At 69.9% G+C, this 13,631-nt stretch carries 16 protein-coding genes; 9 read left to right on the top strand and 7 right to left on the bottom strand.

Annotated features, from left to right (window positions below; genetic code table 11):
- The first annotated feature begins 1 nt into the window (after position 1).
- Positions 2 to 604: a uracil-DNA glycosylase gene (locus NL112_RS02830; RefSeq protein WP_255151117.1), complete on the top strand. Its 603-nt coding sequence runs from the start codon at positions 2 to 4 to the stop codon at positions 602 to 604.
- Here NL112_RS02830 and NL112_RS02825 read toward each other — a convergent pair.
- Entirely contained in the window at positions 601 to 939 is a 339-nt protein-coding gene (locus NL112_RS02825; RefSeq protein ID WP_255151116.1) for a twin-arginine translocation signal domain-containing protein, read from the bottom strand. The two genes, NL112_RS02830 and NL112_RS02825, sit on opposite strands and share 4 nt — an antisense overlap.
- Before the next feature lie 148 nt (positions 940 to 1,087).
- Between NL112_RS02825 and NL112_RS02820 the strand changes: the two genes are divergently transcribed.
- Complete coding sequence (locus NL112_RS02820) at positions 1,088 to 1,780, top strand: haloacid dehalogenase type II (RefSeq protein ID WP_255151115.1); 693 nt, start codon at positions 1,088 to 1,090, stop codon at positions 1,778 to 1,780.
- A gap of 51 nt (positions 1,781 to 1,831) precedes the next feature.
- Here NL112_RS02820 and NL112_RS02815 read toward each other — a convergent pair whose 3' ends face one another.
- The 3 genes from NL112_RS02815 to NL112_RS02805 all read right to left on the bottom strand — a co-directional run bounded on the left by NL112_RS02815 (position 1,832) and on the right by NL112_RS02805 (position 4,263).
- Positions 1,832 to 3,130, bottom strand: a complete 1,299-nt coding sequence (locus tag NL112_RS02815) for an MFS transporter (protein WP_255151114.1) — start codon at positions 3,128 to 3,130, stop codon at positions 1,832 to 1,834.
- 91 nt (positions 3,131 to 3,221) lie between these two features.
- Entirely contained in the window at positions 3,222 to 3,674 is a 453-nt protein-coding gene (locus tag NL112_RS02810; RefSeq protein ID WP_255151113.1) for a hypothetical protein, read from the bottom strand.
- A gap of 196 nt (positions 3,675 to 3,870) precedes the next feature.
- Complete coding sequence (locus tag NL112_RS02805; protein ID WP_255151112.1) at positions 3,871 to 4,263, bottom strand: DUF5518 domain-containing protein; 393 nt, start codon at positions 4,261 to 4,263, stop codon at positions 3,871 to 3,873.
- 343 nt (positions 4,264 to 4,606) lie between these two features.
- Between NL112_RS02805 and NL112_RS02800 the strand changes: the two genes are divergently transcribed.
- From NL112_RS02800 to NL112_RS02790, 3 genes are read left to right on the top strand one after another with little or no spacing between them, the layout of a single operon-like run.
- The gene (locus tag NL112_RS02800; protein WP_255151111.1) at positions 4,607 to 5,203 is read left to right on the top strand and encodes a hypothetical protein; all 597 of its coding nucleotides are present in this window, start codon (positions 4,607 to 4,609) and stop codon (positions 5,201 to 5,203) included.
- Positions 5,200 to 5,868: a DUF2238 domain-containing protein gene (locus NL112_RS02795; RefSeq protein ID WP_255151110.1), complete on the top strand. Its 669-nt coding sequence runs from the start codon at positions 5,200 to 5,202 to the stop codon at positions 5,866 to 5,868. Before NL112_RS02800 ends, NL112_RS02795 begins: the two co-directional genes overlap by 4 nt.
- Before the next feature lie 46 nt (positions 5,869 to 5,914).
- A complete protein-coding gene (locus NL112_RS02790) occupies positions 5,915 to 7,294 on the top strand; it encodes a metallophosphoesterase (RefSeq protein WP_255151109.1) in 1,380 nt (459 codons plus the stop codon).
- A gap of 52 nt (positions 7,295 to 7,346) precedes the next feature.
- Here the strand turns inward: NL112_RS02790 and NL112_RS02785 are convergent, their stop codons facing one another.
- Together NL112_RS02785 and NL112_RS02780 are read right to left on the bottom strand one after the other, a co-directional pair.
- Positions 7,347 to 8,189 (bottom strand): amidohydrolase family protein, encoded by an 843-nt coding sequence (locus tag NL112_RS02785; RefSeq protein ID WP_255151108.1) that lies wholly within the window; start codon positions 8,187 to 8,189, stop codon positions 7,347 to 7,349.
- A gap of 41 nt (positions 8,190 to 8,230) precedes the next feature.
- On the bottom strand, positions 8,231 to 9,220 hold the full coding sequence (locus tag NL112_RS02780; RefSeq protein WP_255151107.1) for a hypothetical protein: 990 nt from the start codon (positions 9,218 to 9,220) through the stop codon (positions 8,231 to 8,233).
- Between the two features lie 81 nt (positions 9,221 to 9,301).
- Here NL112_RS02780 and NL112_RS02775 point away from each other — a divergent pair, with 81 nt between their 5' ends.
- The gene (locus NL112_RS02775; protein WP_255151106.1) at positions 9,302 to 9,727 is read left to right on the top strand and encodes an HIT family protein; all 426 of its coding nucleotides are present in this window, start codon (positions 9,302 to 9,304) and stop codon (positions 9,725 to 9,727) included.
- Positions 9,728 to 9,736: 9 nt separating this feature from the next.
- Here the strand turns inward: NL112_RS02775 and NL112_RS02770 are convergent, their stop codons facing one another.
- Positions 9,737 to 11,041, bottom strand: a complete 1,305-nt coding sequence (locus NL112_RS02770) for a hypothetical protein (protein ID WP_255151105.1) — start codon at positions 11,039 to 11,041, stop codon at positions 9,737 to 9,739.
- A gap of 123 nt (positions 11,042 to 11,164) precedes the next feature.
- On the opposite strand from NL112_RS02770, the gene NL112_RS02765 reads away from it, so the two are divergent.
- The 3 genes from NL112_RS02765 (at position 11,165) to NL112_RS02755 (ending at position 13,631) form a co-directional block, all read left to right on the top strand.
- Positions 11,165 to 11,638: a plastocyanin/azurin family copper-binding protein gene (locus tag NL112_RS02765; RefSeq protein WP_255151104.1), complete on the top strand. Its 474-nt coding sequence runs from the start codon at positions 11,165 to 11,167 to the stop codon at positions 11,636 to 11,638.
- Positions 11,639 to 11,721: 83 nt separating this feature from the next.
- Positions 11,722 to 13,143, top strand: a complete 1,422-nt coding sequence (locus NL112_RS02760) for a sulfite oxidase (protein ID WP_255151103.1) — start codon at positions 11,722 to 11,724, stop codon at positions 13,141 to 13,143.
- On the top strand, positions 13,143 to 13,631 hold the full coding sequence (locus NL112_RS02755; protein WP_255151102.1) for an FKBP-type peptidyl-prolyl cis-trans isomerase: 489 nt from the start codon (positions 13,143 to 13,145) through the stop codon (positions 13,629 to 13,631). Before NL112_RS02760 ends, NL112_RS02755 begins: the two co-directional genes overlap by 1 nt.

Below are 13,631 nucleotides of genomic sequence, written 5' to 3'. Positions count from 1 at the left end.
CGTGACGGAGCCGCGGTTCCCCGACGCCGACGAGCAAACCCCGCTGGCCGAGGACTGCCGGCGCTGTCCGGCGCTGTGCGAGGCCCGCACCCGCATCTCGTGGGGCGTCGGCCCGTCCGACGCCTCGCTGGTCGTCGTCGGGGAGGCGCCCGCCGCGGGCGCCCCCGACGCCGACCGCTGGCGCGGCGGCAACCTGACGGGGATGGCGTACACCTCGCGGGCGTCGGGCCGGAAGATACGCCGTATGATGGCGGACCTCGGCTACGCGGGCGACTGCTACTACACGAACGCGGTGAAATGTCACCCGCCGGAGAACCGCGACCCCACCCCGGAGGAGCGGGCGAACTGCCGGCCGTACCTGCTGACGGAGGTGGCGCGGGTCGGCCCGGACGCGATACTCACGACCGGCAAACACGCCACGCGCTCGGTGTTCGCGGCCGACAGCCGCTCGCTCGACGGCTTCCTCGATGCGGTGCTGGTGCCGGTCGAGACCGACCTCGGGCGGGTGATTCCGCTGTTGCACCCGTCGTATCAGGAGGTGTGGCTCTCTCGGCTGGGACACAGCCGCGAGTCGTATCTGGCGGAACTCGATGCGCTTCTTTAGATGAAGCCCGCGGCCTTCGCCGTCGCCGTGTACTTCTCGGCTTCCTGTTCGAGGTCGACGTTGAACGTGACCTCCCGTTTCGCGCCCTCCGACATCGTCACGGTCTCGGTGTGTTTGCTCTGGACCGTCTCGCCGCTCCCGAATATCTTGACGACCACGTTCACGTCGCCCTTGGCGGCCTCGTTCTGCACCGTCACGTCGATGGTGGTGGGGCCGAACAGTTGGCTCTCCGCGTTCGAGGAGACGACTACGGGGTCCGGTTGCACGTTCGAACAGCCAGCCAGCGCGACCGTCCCGGCGGCCGCGGCGGCGCCGAGGAACCGTCTGCGTTCCATATCCGTCGGAACCGAGGGGTCACGTAAGTGGCTGGTGGCCATCGTCGGCAAGAACCTCCGGAGGCGGGCGGTCACGGCGTGTGGTGAACGACCACGGGCCGCGCCGACGCGCCCCAAGGCTAAGGCGCCTCGGGGCATCGCGGGACGTATGTCCTTCGACCCGGACCGCGTCGAGACGGTCACAGTCGACTCGTACGGCACGCTCGTCGACCCCTACGCGACGGTCGCGAAACTCGGTGAGTACGTCGACGCCTCGCTGGTCGAGCGGGTCGCCGTCGAGTGGCGCGCCCGCTCCATCCTCTACACGATGGTCGGCAACAGCGTCGGCTTCTACCAGCCGTTCTACGAGATGAACCGCGACGCCCTGGCGTACGCGGCCGCCGCCAACGGCGCGGACCTCACGGCCGAGGAGGTGGACGACGTCCTGTCGGTGTACCACGAACTCGACGTGTTCCCCGACGTGCGCGAGGGTCTGGAACGCATCGTCGACGGCGGCTACGACGTGTACGTCGTCTCGAACGGCAACCCCGAGATGCTCGACTCGATGGTCGACCACGCCGACGTCGACGACCTGATTTCGGACACGATAAGCGCCGACGAAGTGGAGCGGTTCAAACCCGACCCCGAAATCTACCGCCACGCCGCCGCCCGGACGGGGACGCCCATCGACCGTATCTGTCACGTCGCCGGCCCCTCGTTCGACGTGCTCGGCTGTACGAACGCCGGAATGCAGTCCGTGTGGCTCGACCGCGAGGGAGGGCCGTGGGAGTCGTTCGCCGGCGACTGTCCCGGCCTCGAAGCGGAGACGTTCCACGACGTGGCCGACGCGCTCGGCGTGTGAGGTCGGTCGTCCGCGGGTGCCACGACGCGGCGCACCGTCGGTCGCTCCCGGTCAATCGCCCCTCGTCGCCGCGTCCGTCGGTGCTTGGGTCCCCGACTCGCGGTGGTGGAGCCACGCCGCACACCCCGTGGCGAGCAGGCCCGCCAGCGCCGCGATGCCGAACGCGACCCGGTAGCCGGCGACGGTGTAGACGCGGGCGCCGCTGATTATCTCGCCCGTCCAGTAGGCGTCGAGGACGACGCCCATCACCGCCGGCAGGACGGCCGCGCCGAAGTAGCCGAGGCTGTTGATGACGCCCGTGACGGTGCCGCCCACCTCGGGGTCGTGCCGCTCCTTGCCGACGGTGAACGCGAGCGCGACGCCGCCGTTGGCGAACAGCGCACAGAACAGCGCCGCGCCGACCACCGGAAGCGGCGGCACCGTCACCAGCGCCACGTACGACAGCGTGAACGCGGCCGTCGAGGCGGCGATGAGACTCGTCCGGCGTTCCAGCCGGTCCGACAGCCAGCCGAAGACGGGCGACCCGAGCACGAACCCGACGTTGCCCAGCAGGACGTACGTCGACGCCTGCGCCACCGACGTGCCGTAGATGTCGACGACGAACGGGACGCCCCACAGTCCGAGGACGGTGAAGTTCGCCCCGAGCACGAAGAACAGCATCAGCCCCATCAGCCACGTCTCCCGTTCGCCGAGCACCGTGCGGGTGTTGGCGACCACCTCCGACAGCGAGGCGGTGGACTGCTCGGCGGTTCCGACGCTCTCGAGGCCGGCGTCCGCCGGCCGGTCGCGGACGGCCGCGAGGATGCCGACGGTGACGACGCCGCTTGCGCCCCCGGCCGCGAGCAGGGCCGTCCGCCAGCCGACCGCCTCGATGGCCAGCGCCAGCGGCGTCGTGGCGAGAATGCCGCCGATGCCCGCGGCCGCGATGGTGAGCCCGGTCATCGTCGCGTACTCGTCGGGGCGATACCACGAGGCGAGATACCGGAGCGTGGCGACGTACAGCACGCTCCCCCCGAGGCCGATGGTCGCCCGCGCCGCGAGCGCCGCCGTCAGCGTGCCGGCCGACGCGAACCACGCGACCCCACCGGTCATCACGGCGAGGCCGACACCCGCGACCCACCGCGGCCCGTAGCGGTCCACGACCAGTCCCGCCGGCAACTGAAGGCCGGCGTAAATCCAGAAGAACGAGGCGTGGAGAAAGCCCAACTCGGCGGCGGTCGTGTCGAACGCCCCCGCGAGCGTCTCCGCGAGCACCGCCGTCGCGGTTCGGTGGAAGTTGACGAACAGGAAGCCGGCGGCGAGCAGACCCCAGAGCAGAAGCCGGCGGCGACGCATCCGGGCGGTGGACATACTCGTGTGTCTGTCAACGCGGACAAATGTTTGTTGGGTCGTCGGGGTCGTCGACGGCGGAACCGGGCCCCACGCCTGCCGCGAAGCAACGCTACTGCCGGCGACTCGGGTCGTCGAGATGTCGCTCCTCCAGCAGGGCCGCCGTCACGGGCCGCTCGACGTACCGGTGGTCGACGAGCGCGAGCGTCCCACCCACCAGCGTGAATCCGACGGCGGCGACCCCCAACTCGAGGCTCTCGACGGCGGCGAGGGTACGCACCGTCGCGTAATCCGCGGTGACGGCACCCAGATACCCGACCGAGAGGATTGTGACCCCCGCCGCGACCCCCACAGCGTACGCCGTCCCGGTCCGGGGTGGCGACCGGCTTCCGGCGGCACCGAGCAGGAGCGCACTCACCGGGAACAGGGCCGCGAGCGCCACCGCCCACGTCGTCACGGTGGTCTCGCCGGCGGTGAGATGCGACAGGTAGCCCCAGCCAGCCAGCGCGGCGAGTAGCGACGCCGCTCCGGCGAGGCGGGCGACGTTCGACGTCCGGTACGTCACCGGGCCACCCGGCTTCCGCCCCCGTGGTACTGCGTGCTCGTCCCGGTCGAACTGCGGCGTCCCGCCGCCGGCCGCCGCCGGATGCCGGCCGCTGGCGGGTGAGTGTTCGTCTCGATACCTCCGGCTCACGGCTTCAACGGCTTAAGTCGAGCCATCCGCTCCTCGGCACCTCGGGTGGACCGGGGTCGCCCTGCGCTCAGGTCGCGGGCTGGCCGGCCGCGGTCTCCTCGGGCGCCACCACGCCGCCTATCGCCCCGCCGACCGCGCCGGGGATGCCGTTCGAGGCGACCCAGACGAGGAACAGCACGCCCGCGCTGAACCCGAACACGCCGGCGACGAGGGTACCGAGCAACAGTAGCACCAGCGCCACGACGATGCCCCCGATGGTCGTCGCGAGGAACCCGTGTACCAGCCCGCTCCAGAGTCCACCCCGGGCGACGTAGCCGGCGACGCCGCCGGCTATCAGCCCGGTCAGCCCCGCGCCGAGCACGGGAAGCGACGCGTCGGTGAACGGGACGCCGAGCCCGCTGACGAGGCCGAGCACTATCGCGGTCACGACGCCGTACAGGACAGCCATCCACTTCACCATGTCTCGGCGGAGGGCCCTGTCGGCGATAAACAGAATTGCCCTACGGTTGCGTATCCGTAGCTTTCACCGGCGGTTACGCCCCGGTGGACGAGCTATCGCGGCGACTTGCGGGCGGAGTGGTTCCCGCTTTGTCGTTGCTCCCTGCCGGTTTCGGTTCGAGCCGCCCCCGGGCGTGGCTTCGGCGCTCGCGGGCTCCTCGGCTCGTTCCGGCGAGGCAATACGGTTCGAACTGGGGAGCATCACGCAACTATCGTGATTATCCTCCAGCGACAACTTTCCTCCCTCACCGTGGGGGCGTGTCTCCCCGGCCGCCGTTCCGGGCGCACCCACGGAGGTGACAGTCATGGAGCAATCGTTACCGGAGGAGTGGTTCATCAAGGACGCACGAGTGAACGCCGCCATCGCGTGGCTGTTGACCGGACTGCTCGCCGCCACCGCCGTGGTGTACTTCCTGCTCGGCTCGCTGGTCGTCGTCGCCATCGCGGCCGTCGCCACGACCGTCGCCGTCGTCCCCGCCGTCGTCCACCGGTCGTGGACCCGGACCGTCCCGTGGCCGATGCTGCTGCTCGCGGTGGTGGCGCTTCTCGCCGGCGCGTTCGGCCCGTCGTTCCTCGGTGACGTGGTGTTCGCGCTGGCCGTCGCCGCGCTCGCCATCCTCGTCGTCGTGACGCTCCAGTTGACGACGACGGTTCGGATGACACCCAACTTCGCCATCGGGTTCGTCGTCATCGCCACGCTTGCGACCGCGGGGCTGTGGGCGCTCGGGTCGGCGGCCTCGGCCCGGTATCTCGGCACCGAGTTCGTGGAGACGAACGACCAGCTCATGCTCGTGTTCACCGCGGCGCTGGCCGCAAGCGTCGTCTCCGCGCTCCTGTTCCGCTGGTACTTCGCGCGCCGACTCGAGGCGAACCTCGAGCGCGAGGAGGTGCGGGGCGCATGAGCGTCGCCCGGCGCATCGGCCTGACGCAACGCCGGCAGGGACAGCTGGTCCGGTTCCTGCAGGCCGTGATGGTCGCCATCCTGCTGGTCGGCGTCTGGCAGGCCAACGCGGGCGTCGTGGTCAACGCCGCCGTCGGGCTCGTGGTGACGTTCCTCCCCGCGTATCTGGAGCGCAACTACCGGTTCACGATGGGGGTCGGCATCGTACTCTGGATAACGACGGCGATGTTCCTCCACGCGTTCGGGACCCTCCCGCTCCCGTTTCTGGACTTCCTGAGCCCCTACAAGGCGACGTGGTGGTGGGACCACATGACCCACGCGCTGTCGTCGTCGCTGGTCGCGGGCGTCGCCTACGCCGTCGTCCGCGCGCTCGACCAGCACACCGAGTTCATCCACATGCCGCCGCGGTTCCTCTTCGTGTTCATGCTCATGTTCGTGCTCGCGTTCGGCGTCATCTGGGAGCTCATCGAGTTCTACATCGGCGTCGTCACGGGACTGCTGGGAGCGGGCTCGGTCCTCACCCAGTACGGGCTGGACGACACCGTGCTCGACCTGTTCTACAACACGCTCGGCGGCCTGCTCGTGGCGATTTTCGGCACGGCGTATCTCTCCGGAATCGCCGACCAGCTCACCGAACGACTGGCTACGCGGTCGGCCGAGCGGTGAGGGTCGTCCCGATGACCGAGTCCACCAGCCCCGGCCCGCACGACCCATGAGCCAGGAGACACCGCGAGACGCGACCCGGTACTACTTCATCAGCGACCTGCACATCGGCGGCGACGAGACGCTCCAGGAGGTCGAGTTCATGGACGAACTCGTCGAGTTCCTCCGGGACCTGGAGGCGAGCGACGAGGACGCGGAACTCATCGTGAACGGCGACGCGTTCGGGCTGTGGGAGTTCACCGACCTGGAGGGGATGGCGAAGTTCGACGCGCTCGTCGCCCGCTACCCCGAACTGTTCGAACAGCTCCGGGCGACCGGCGAGCGGGTGCCAATCACGTTCATCCCGGGCAATCACGACTACGAACTCGCCTGCTACGACGAGTACGTCGACCGACTCGCCGAGTACAACGTCACGCTCGAACAGGAGGTGGTCATCACCCGGGAGGTGGCCGACCGGGTCATCTGGATCGAACACGGTCAGCAGCGCGACCCGAACAACGAGAGTCCGGACTTCGGGAACCCGTACGCCCAGCCGCCGGGCTACCACGTGAACCGCCGCATCACGAGCAGAGCGGGGAAGCTCTCGAAGCACGGGAAGTTCAACTGGCTGAAAGACATCCAGTCGGTGACCCCGATGACGCAGATTCCCGACTGGCTGATATCGAACTACTTCTACCGGGAGATGAGTCCAGTTCTCCGGTACGCGGTGATACCGTTCCTCCTGCTGTTCAACGTCAGCCTGTTTTACGTCGTCGTGCTGCTGTTCGACGTCGTCGGGCTCTGGTCGTTGCCGAACGAAGTGGTGGAGGCGGTGTTGCGGCGGCTGAGTGTCGTCGGCGTGCTCATCGACGTCGTGTTGTTCGTGAACGTCGCCGTCATCCTCCTCCTCACCCTCATCTCGATCCCGCTGTTCTTCTTCGCACGGGACGTCAGGCGAACGCTCAGACGGTTCGGACTGGTCGGTGGCGACGACCCGGAGGAGATAAACGACCGGTACGTCGGGGCGGCACGGGAGGTGTTCGACGCCCGTCCCGAGGTGGCGGTGTTCGTCTACGGCCACACCCACCGCGCCTCCATCACCGGCGTAGACGATCGCGTCGTCGTGAACACTGGTACGTGGCTGAGACGACTCCACCGGCAACGGGCCGTGCTCGGGTTGCTCCCGCGGGTGTTCTACCCCTCGTTCCGGCTGAACTACGTCCGCGTCTTCGAGGAGGACGGCGCCGTCGTCGTCGAGTACGCGGTCATCGAGAAGCCGAACCCGACGGACCTGACGCTTCTGGAGCGACTGCTGACGCGGAAACCGGAGCTGTACCTGCCGATACCCGAGCGGACGGTCGTATCGAGTGAGTGGCAACCACCGCCGTCGATGCCCGGACGGCAGGCCGGCGACCACTCCTCGATGCCGGAGCACGACGGCGGCCCGTGACCCCGTCACGCCCCGGCGTGTCGGTCGCTCGGCTCCCAGCGGGGTCGCCGACTCAACGCGCCCCGAGGAACCGGTCGGCCGCGCCGCCGAACAGCGCCTCGAACGCCTCGTCGCTCAGCTCTCGGGCGAGCAGGCCCTCCCACTCGGCGCGGTAGCTGTGCGGGATGTTCGGGTAATCGCTCCCGAACATGACGCGGCCGGCCAACTCCTCGAACACGTCGTCGCCGACTTCGCCGGGGTCGAACCGGACGGTGTCGCCCGCCGTCGCCATCGCCACCGCCGTATCGAGAAACACGTTGTCGTTGTCGCGGGCCGTCTCGAGAAACGCCTCGTGGTTGAACGTCCCCATGTGGGCACAGCAGGCCCGCACTCCCGGATACGAGTCGAGGAACTCGCGGAACTGGTCGATACCGACGTGGGGGCTGTCCTCGAACATGGGGGCGGTGCCGGCGTGAAACAGGACCGGGCGGTCGTACTCGGCGGCGAGTTCGAACGCGGGGTCGAGCCGCGGGTCCGCGGGGCCGCACTCCTGGACGGGACACTGGAATTTCAGGCCGCGAGCACCGGCCTCGAAGGCGTCGTGGACCACCTCGTCAACGTCGTCGTCGCCGTGCACGGTGGCGAACGGGACGGCCATCGCCGACTCGTCTGCGCGAGCGAGCACCCAGTCGTTCAACTCCGCCGCGATGCCCGGCTTGTGAGCGTACGGGAGCGCGAGGTAGCGGTCGACGCCGGCCGCCCGGAGGTTCTCCTCCATGGCCTCCCGCTCCGTCGGGTGCGGAAACTCCCAGCCGGCGGCGTCGTTGAGCGCGTCGCGGATGGCCCGCATCAGCCGGTCGGGCATCAGGTGGACGTGGGCGTCGGTGACGGGACCAGCGAGGTCGGCCAGTTGCATGCGCCCATCTGAACAGTCCGCGGTGAAAGCCGTTGCGTCGGTCAGAACTGCTCGCGGGCGTCGGCGGCGTACTGTTCGGGCGGCGTCTCGACGACGCCCTCGTCGTGGAGAACGGTGAAGAACGGCGAGTCCGACCAGTAGTACTCGTCGAACACCGCGCGGGCGATAACGTGGACGACCGGCCGCTCGCCCTCGGTGAGGTGGAGCGCGACGTTGAACGCGTTGTGGCCGGCCGCCGCGTACGACGCCAGCACGCCCGTCAGTCCCTCCGCGAGTGCGTCGACCGCCGGCCCCTCGGCGTCGGGGATGCCGGTCTCCTCGACGACCCCCAGCACGTGCCGGTGGTGTTTGGGCGCGAACGCCGCCAGCCAGTCGACCGCGCCCGTCGAGGCTATCCAGCGGTCGCCGTTGCGTTCGGCCTCGACGAGGTCGGCCCAGTAGTCCGCGCCCTCCCGTTCGCGGTAGCGGCGGCCGGCGTCGAGCAGGCGGCGCTGGCGGGTCGTCCCGCGGTCGTCCACGAGCGTCTGGAGGTGGGGGTGGACCAGACTCGACCCCGCGGACTTGAGGAAGTTCATGTTCACCGAGGCGTGGGCGGCGTCGCCATCGTGTTCGAGCGCCGCGTGGACGAACTCCAGTGCGGCCCCGAACCCGTCGGCGAACTGCTCGGTCGTGAACGCGTCCAGCGGCTGGTAGTGGGTCTCCGTGAGCGCGACGACGTTCGAGTGCGAGCCGTACGGGTTGAGGTTCGGGAACGAGGTGGCCTCGCCGCGACGCCCCCGGTCCATCTCCATCCAGTCGGGGTAGGTTGGGGTGGCGGCCTCGACGCTGTCCGGACAGAAGAAACAGCCCTCCGAGTCGGAGACGACGGCGTCGATGTCGTACTCGTCGGGCGCGAGGAACGCGCCGTCCGCGACGCGTCCGGTCCGGCCCGTCAGCGGGTCGACCCGCACCTCCACCGTCTCGGTCACCTCCTCGAACTCCGCCAGCGGACTGTGAAACGTCGACTCCTGGCTGTGGCGCTCGAACTCCATGTTGACGGATGCCACGCTGTGGAGCAAAAGTCTAGGCCCGCCACCGGGACGTTTTTCGGCCACGCGGGCATGCTCCCGGCCGTGAGCGACGACTGCATCTTCTGTTCGATAGTCGCGGGCGACATCCCCGCACGCACCGTCCACGAGGACAGCGAGACGCTGGCGTTCCTCGACGCCAACCCCCTCGCGCCGGGGCACACGCTGGTCGTCCCGAAGGCCCACCACCAGCACGTCGAGGCGATGGACGACGACACCGCCGCGGCTGTGTTCGGGACGCTCCACGAGATAGTCGACCCCGTCCAGGAGGCGGTCGACGCCGACGGCTCGAACGTCGGCATCAACAACGGCGAGGCGTCCGGCCAGGAGGTGCCCCACGTCCACGCCCACGTCGTGCCGCGGTTCGAGGGCGACGGCGGCCGACCCATCCACGCGGTCGCCGGCTCCCGGCCCGACCTCTCCGACGACGAACTCGATGCCATCCGCGAGGACATCGACGCGCGGCTGTGAGGTCGAACGTCAGCCGACGAGCGCGGCCCGCACCCGTTCGCTGGCGGCGGGTACCGCGTCGGCGGTGACGGCGAGTTCGAGGTAGTCGGCGGCGAACGGGACCAGTTCGTCGGCAGGCAGGGGGCCGTCGACCCCTTCGGCGAACTCCCGGAGTCGCTCGTCGTCGAAGCCGAGCTGGACCGCCGACTCGACCAGCAGTCGGCGGTCGAGCCGCGACCTGCCGGCCTCGATAGCCTCGACGGCGGACTGCCGGAACGCCCGCAGGTCCTCGCCGCTCTCGACGGTGCGGTAGTCGCCGCTCTCGATTCGCGATTCCAGCGTCTCGAACCCCCGGACGGCGGTGAGATACGCCTGCACGTCGAGTGCGGCCGCCGCGAGGCGGTCGTCGCCCGTGCGGACGGCCCCGGGGTCGACCACGTCGAAGTAGCAGTCCCGGAGCGCCTCGCCGACCGCGGTGCCTTTCGCGTCGGCGTAGCCGTCGACGACGGCGCCCGGGGTCGTCTCCCGGGTCAGGCCGTCCGGCCGGCGCTCCCGGGCGGTCGAGCGCAGGTCGTCGGCGGCCGTCGCCAACAGCGGTCGCACGTCGCGCTCCCGCGGCAGGGAAGTGACGTACCCCCCGTACAGTCGGACGCCGCCGTCGAGATACGCCCGGGCGCGCTCGACGCTCTCCATCGCTTCGCCGACGCCCACGGCCCCCGACCGGTTCGTCTCGAGCGCGCCGTCGAGCCACCGGCCCGCGGTGGCGAACCGGCGCTCTACGGTTCCGTGCGCGAGCAACGCGCCCACGGAGTCCTCGCCGCCGACGTAGCGGCGGTCCCGCTCGGCGGCCGCGAGCCGGTCGCGGACGGCGTTTTGCGCCACCGAGGGCGTGGGGTCCGAACGCGGGTCGGCGGCCGCCCACGTCGCCGCGGCCGCGGCGGCGTCGGCACGGGCCCCACGCAGGGCCGCGAGCCGTTCCGACGGGTAGCGCGCGTCGGCGGCCGCCGACAGTTCCGCACGGGCCGACTCGACGTTCCGTGCGACGACGTCCCTGACCGTCTCGCCGGGCGTCTCCTCGCCCGACGGCGACCGGGGGACGCGCTCGAGCAGGTGCTGGACCCGTTCGCGGTGGTGGGCCGCGAGGTCGTCGACGACGTCGACCGGGAGGGCCGGCTCGGGGGTCGGCGACTCGCTCGACGCAACTTCGCGGAGCGCGCTCGGCCGGACGGTCGGCTCGGCGCCGTCGACGGCGTTCCGGAGGCCGCTACAGCCGGCGAGGGCGGCGATCCCGGCGGCGGCGCTCGCGAGGAGGGCTCTGCGCGACTGCGGGGGCATGGTTTGACGGCGAGTGTCGTCCGGTGAAAAAATGTCTTGTGGCCCGGGTACGGCCGCCGTACCCGCAGACCGCCGGCGGAAAGTCCCGAGTAACAACGGCGCGGCGGCGCACATTCCGGCGCGATGGACCGACGGACGTTCTGTGCGCGACTCGCCGCCGGAATCGCGGTGACGGCGGGGTGTGCCGGCGACGGACCGACGCCAACGACGTTCTCGACGCCGCCCACGGAGACGCCGACGCCGTCTCCCACGCCGTCCCCGACGGCCGGGAGCGGGGCCGTCGAGGTGGCCGCCGGCCCGGAGGGACGACTCCGGTTCGTCCCCGAGGAGGTGGAGATACCGGTTGGGGGGACCGTCCGGTGGACGTTCGAGAGCCCCGGCCACAACGTCACCAGCAAGCCCGGCGCCTCCGAGAAGGTGCGCAACCCCGAGGGTGTCGAGCCGTTCGCCTCCTACGAGGGCGACCAGCATTTCTCGGTCGACCCCGAGGGGTCGACGTACGAGCACACGTTCACGGTTCCCGGCGAGTACGTGTACGTCTGTGCGCCACACGCCGACCAGGGGATGGTCGGAACGGTCGTCGTGACCGAAGGATAAGCCGATCGTACCCGGTCGGTCGCCCCGCTTTCTGCCGACGTGCGTCCCTATAACAATAGTGACACGGGCCTTGCGTCGGGGGTATGCCGGACGACACCACCCCGTCGACACGCGAGCGGTATCTGGAGCGTCGCCGGTTCCTGCTGGCGGCTGGTGCGGGTAGCGCCCTGCTTGCGGGCTGTGGTCAGCCCCAGGAGACCGGAACGCCGACTGGAACCGCCTCGCCGGCTCCCGAGTCCCCGACCGCCACGGGGACGGCCACCGAGACGGAACCGGAGACGCCCGGCGAGGACCAGCCGTCCCTGGAGGAGCGCTATCCGGGCCTGCGCATCCTCTCGCCCGAACCCGAGAACGCCGAGGCCGCCGCCCGCGACACGTACACGACGCTCATCACGCCGCTGGAGGAGTTCTACATCCGGAACCACTACCCGACGCCCGACATCCAGGAGAGCGAGTGGACCGTCTCGCTGACCGGCGCGTTCGACCAGGAGGCCGACCTCTCGATGCAGGAACTGAAGGAGGGCTACTCGACGGAGACGGTGTTCCACGTGATGCAGTGCTCGGGCAACGGGCGGTCGTACTTCCAGCCACAGGTCGGCGGCAACCAGTGGACGTTCGGCGCCGTCGGCAACGCCGAGTGGACGGGCACGCCCGTCAGCGACGTGCTGGAGGCGTACGGCGCCGACACCAGCGACGGGATGTGGGTGTCGTTCATGGGCGGGGAAGCCCCCGACGGCGAGGACATCTTCACCCGCTCGATTCCGATGAGCAAGGCGATGGACGACTGCCTGCTCGCCTACGAGATGAACGGCGAGACGCTCGTCGGCGACCACGGCTTCCCCGTTCGGCTCGTCGTTCCGGGCTGGTACGGCAACAACAACGTGAAGTGGGTCTCCCGGATGCACGTCATGGACATGATGGTGTACGGCGACGAGTGGGAAACCGACGAGCAACGGCTGTACACCCACTGGCAACAGTACTCCTACCGCATCATCCCCGAGGAGGACGACGAGGCCGAGCAGTACGAGTCCATCGACATCTTCGACACCTACGAGCAGATGCAGAACCCCGACCGGATACGCAACGCCTACGTCAACGACCAGCTGGTGAAGTCGCTCATCGGCTACCCCGGCGAGGACAGCACCGTCTCGCGGCGCGCGGACGGGACGATAGAGGTTCTCGGCACGGCGTGGGCCGGCGATAACGCCGTCGAAACGGTGGAGGTGTCCGACGACGGCGGCGAGACGTGGGGCGACGCGGAGTTCATGGCACCCGACCTGGGCACCGACTCGTGGCGGCTGTTCCGCTACGTCTGGGAGCCGGAGCCGGGGGAGTACACGCTGTACTCCAGGGCCACGGACGCGATGGACCGAACCCAGCCCGCGACGGTCTCCGCGCCCGAGGAGCAACTGCGTGGCATCCAGGACGACCAGTTCCCCTGGAACCAGGACGGCTACATCAACAACGCCTACGAACCGCACGGCGTGACCGTGACCGTCGAGTAATGGCGGTCGCAGACGGCGACACCGCGGTCGTCCACTACGTCGTTCGCCTCGCCGACGGCGGACCGGTCGTCGACACCACCGACGTCGACGTGGCGCTGGAGACGGGCGTCTACCACGACCACTGCGACTACCAGCCGCTCTCCTTCGAGGTGGGGGCCGGCGAGGTGCCGTCCGTCATCGACGAGGCGGTCCGCGGGATGGCGCGAGGCGAGGAGCGGACGGTCGCGGTGGCGGCCGACGAGGCGGTCGGCCCCCGCTCGGAGGCGCGGGTCGTCGAGGTGCCGCGCGGCGACCTCGAAACCCGGAGCGGGCGCGACGCCCGGCCGTGGCGGCTCGTCGGAACCGACACCGGCGAGGTCGGATGGATAACCGACGTGGATGACGATACCGTCACCGTCGACTTCAACCACGACCTCGCGGGCGAACGGCTCGCCGTCGAACTCCGGCTGTTGGACGTGCGCGAACGGGACGGCGGCTCGGGGTCGTGA

The organism is Halorarius halobius (genome assembly GCF_024298865.1).
Lineage (GTDB): Archaea > Halobacteriota > Halobacteria > Halobacteriales > Haloarculaceae > Halorarius > Halorarius halobius.
This window is presented reverse-complemented; position numbering and strand designations above follow the sequence as displayed.

Coding starts and splice junctions, on each gene's coding strand:
- NL112_RS02825 (WP_255151116.1), bottom strand. CDS start 939: ATGGAACGCAGACGGTTCCTCGGCGCCGCCGCGGCCGCCGGGACGGTC.
- NL112_RS02820 (WP_255151115.1), top strand. CDS start 1,088: ATGTCCTTCGACCCGGACCGCGTCGAGACGGTCACAGTCGACTCGTAC.
- NL112_RS02815 (WP_255151114.1), bottom strand. CDS start 3,130: ATGTCCACCGCCCGGATGCGTCGCCGCCGGCTTCTGCTCTGGGGTCTG.
- NL112_RS02805 (WP_255151112.1), bottom strand. CDS start 4,263: ATGGTGAAGTGGATGGCTGTCCTGTACGGCGTCGTGACCGCGATAGTG.
- NL112_RS02800 (WP_255151111.1), top strand. CDS start 4,607: ATGGAGCAATCGTTACCGGAGGAGTGGTTCATCAAGGACGCACGAGTG.
- NL112_RS02795 (WP_255151110.1), top strand. CDS start 5,200: ATGAGCGTCGCCCGGCGCATCGGCCTGACGCAACGCCGGCAGGGACAG.
- NL112_RS02790 (WP_255151109.1), top strand. CDS start 5,915: ATGAGCCAGGAGACACCGCGAGACGCGACCCGGTACTACTTCATCAGC.
- NL112_RS02785 (WP_255151108.1), bottom strand. CDS start 8,189: ATGCAACTGGCCGACCTCGCTGGTCCCGTCACCGACGCCCACGTCCAC.
- NL112_RS02780 (WP_255151107.1), bottom strand. CDS start 9,220: ATGGAGTTCGAGCGCCACAGCCAGGAGTCGACGTTTCACAGTCCGCTG.
- NL112_RS02770 (WP_255151105.1), bottom strand. CDS start 11,041: ATGCCCCCGCAGTCGCGCAGAGCCCTCCTCGCGAGCGCCGCCGCCGGG.
- NL112_RS02765 (WP_255151104.1), top strand. CDS start 11,165: ATGGACCGACGGACGTTCTGTGCGCGACTCGCCGCCGGAATCGCGGTG.
- NL112_RS02760 (WP_255151103.1), top strand. CDS start 11,722: ATGCCGGACGACACCACCCCGTCGACACGCGAGCGGTATCTGGAGCGT.
- NL112_RS02755 (WP_255151102.1), top strand. CDS start 13,143: ATGGCGGTCGCAGACGGCGACACCGCGGTCGTCCACTACGTCGTTCGC.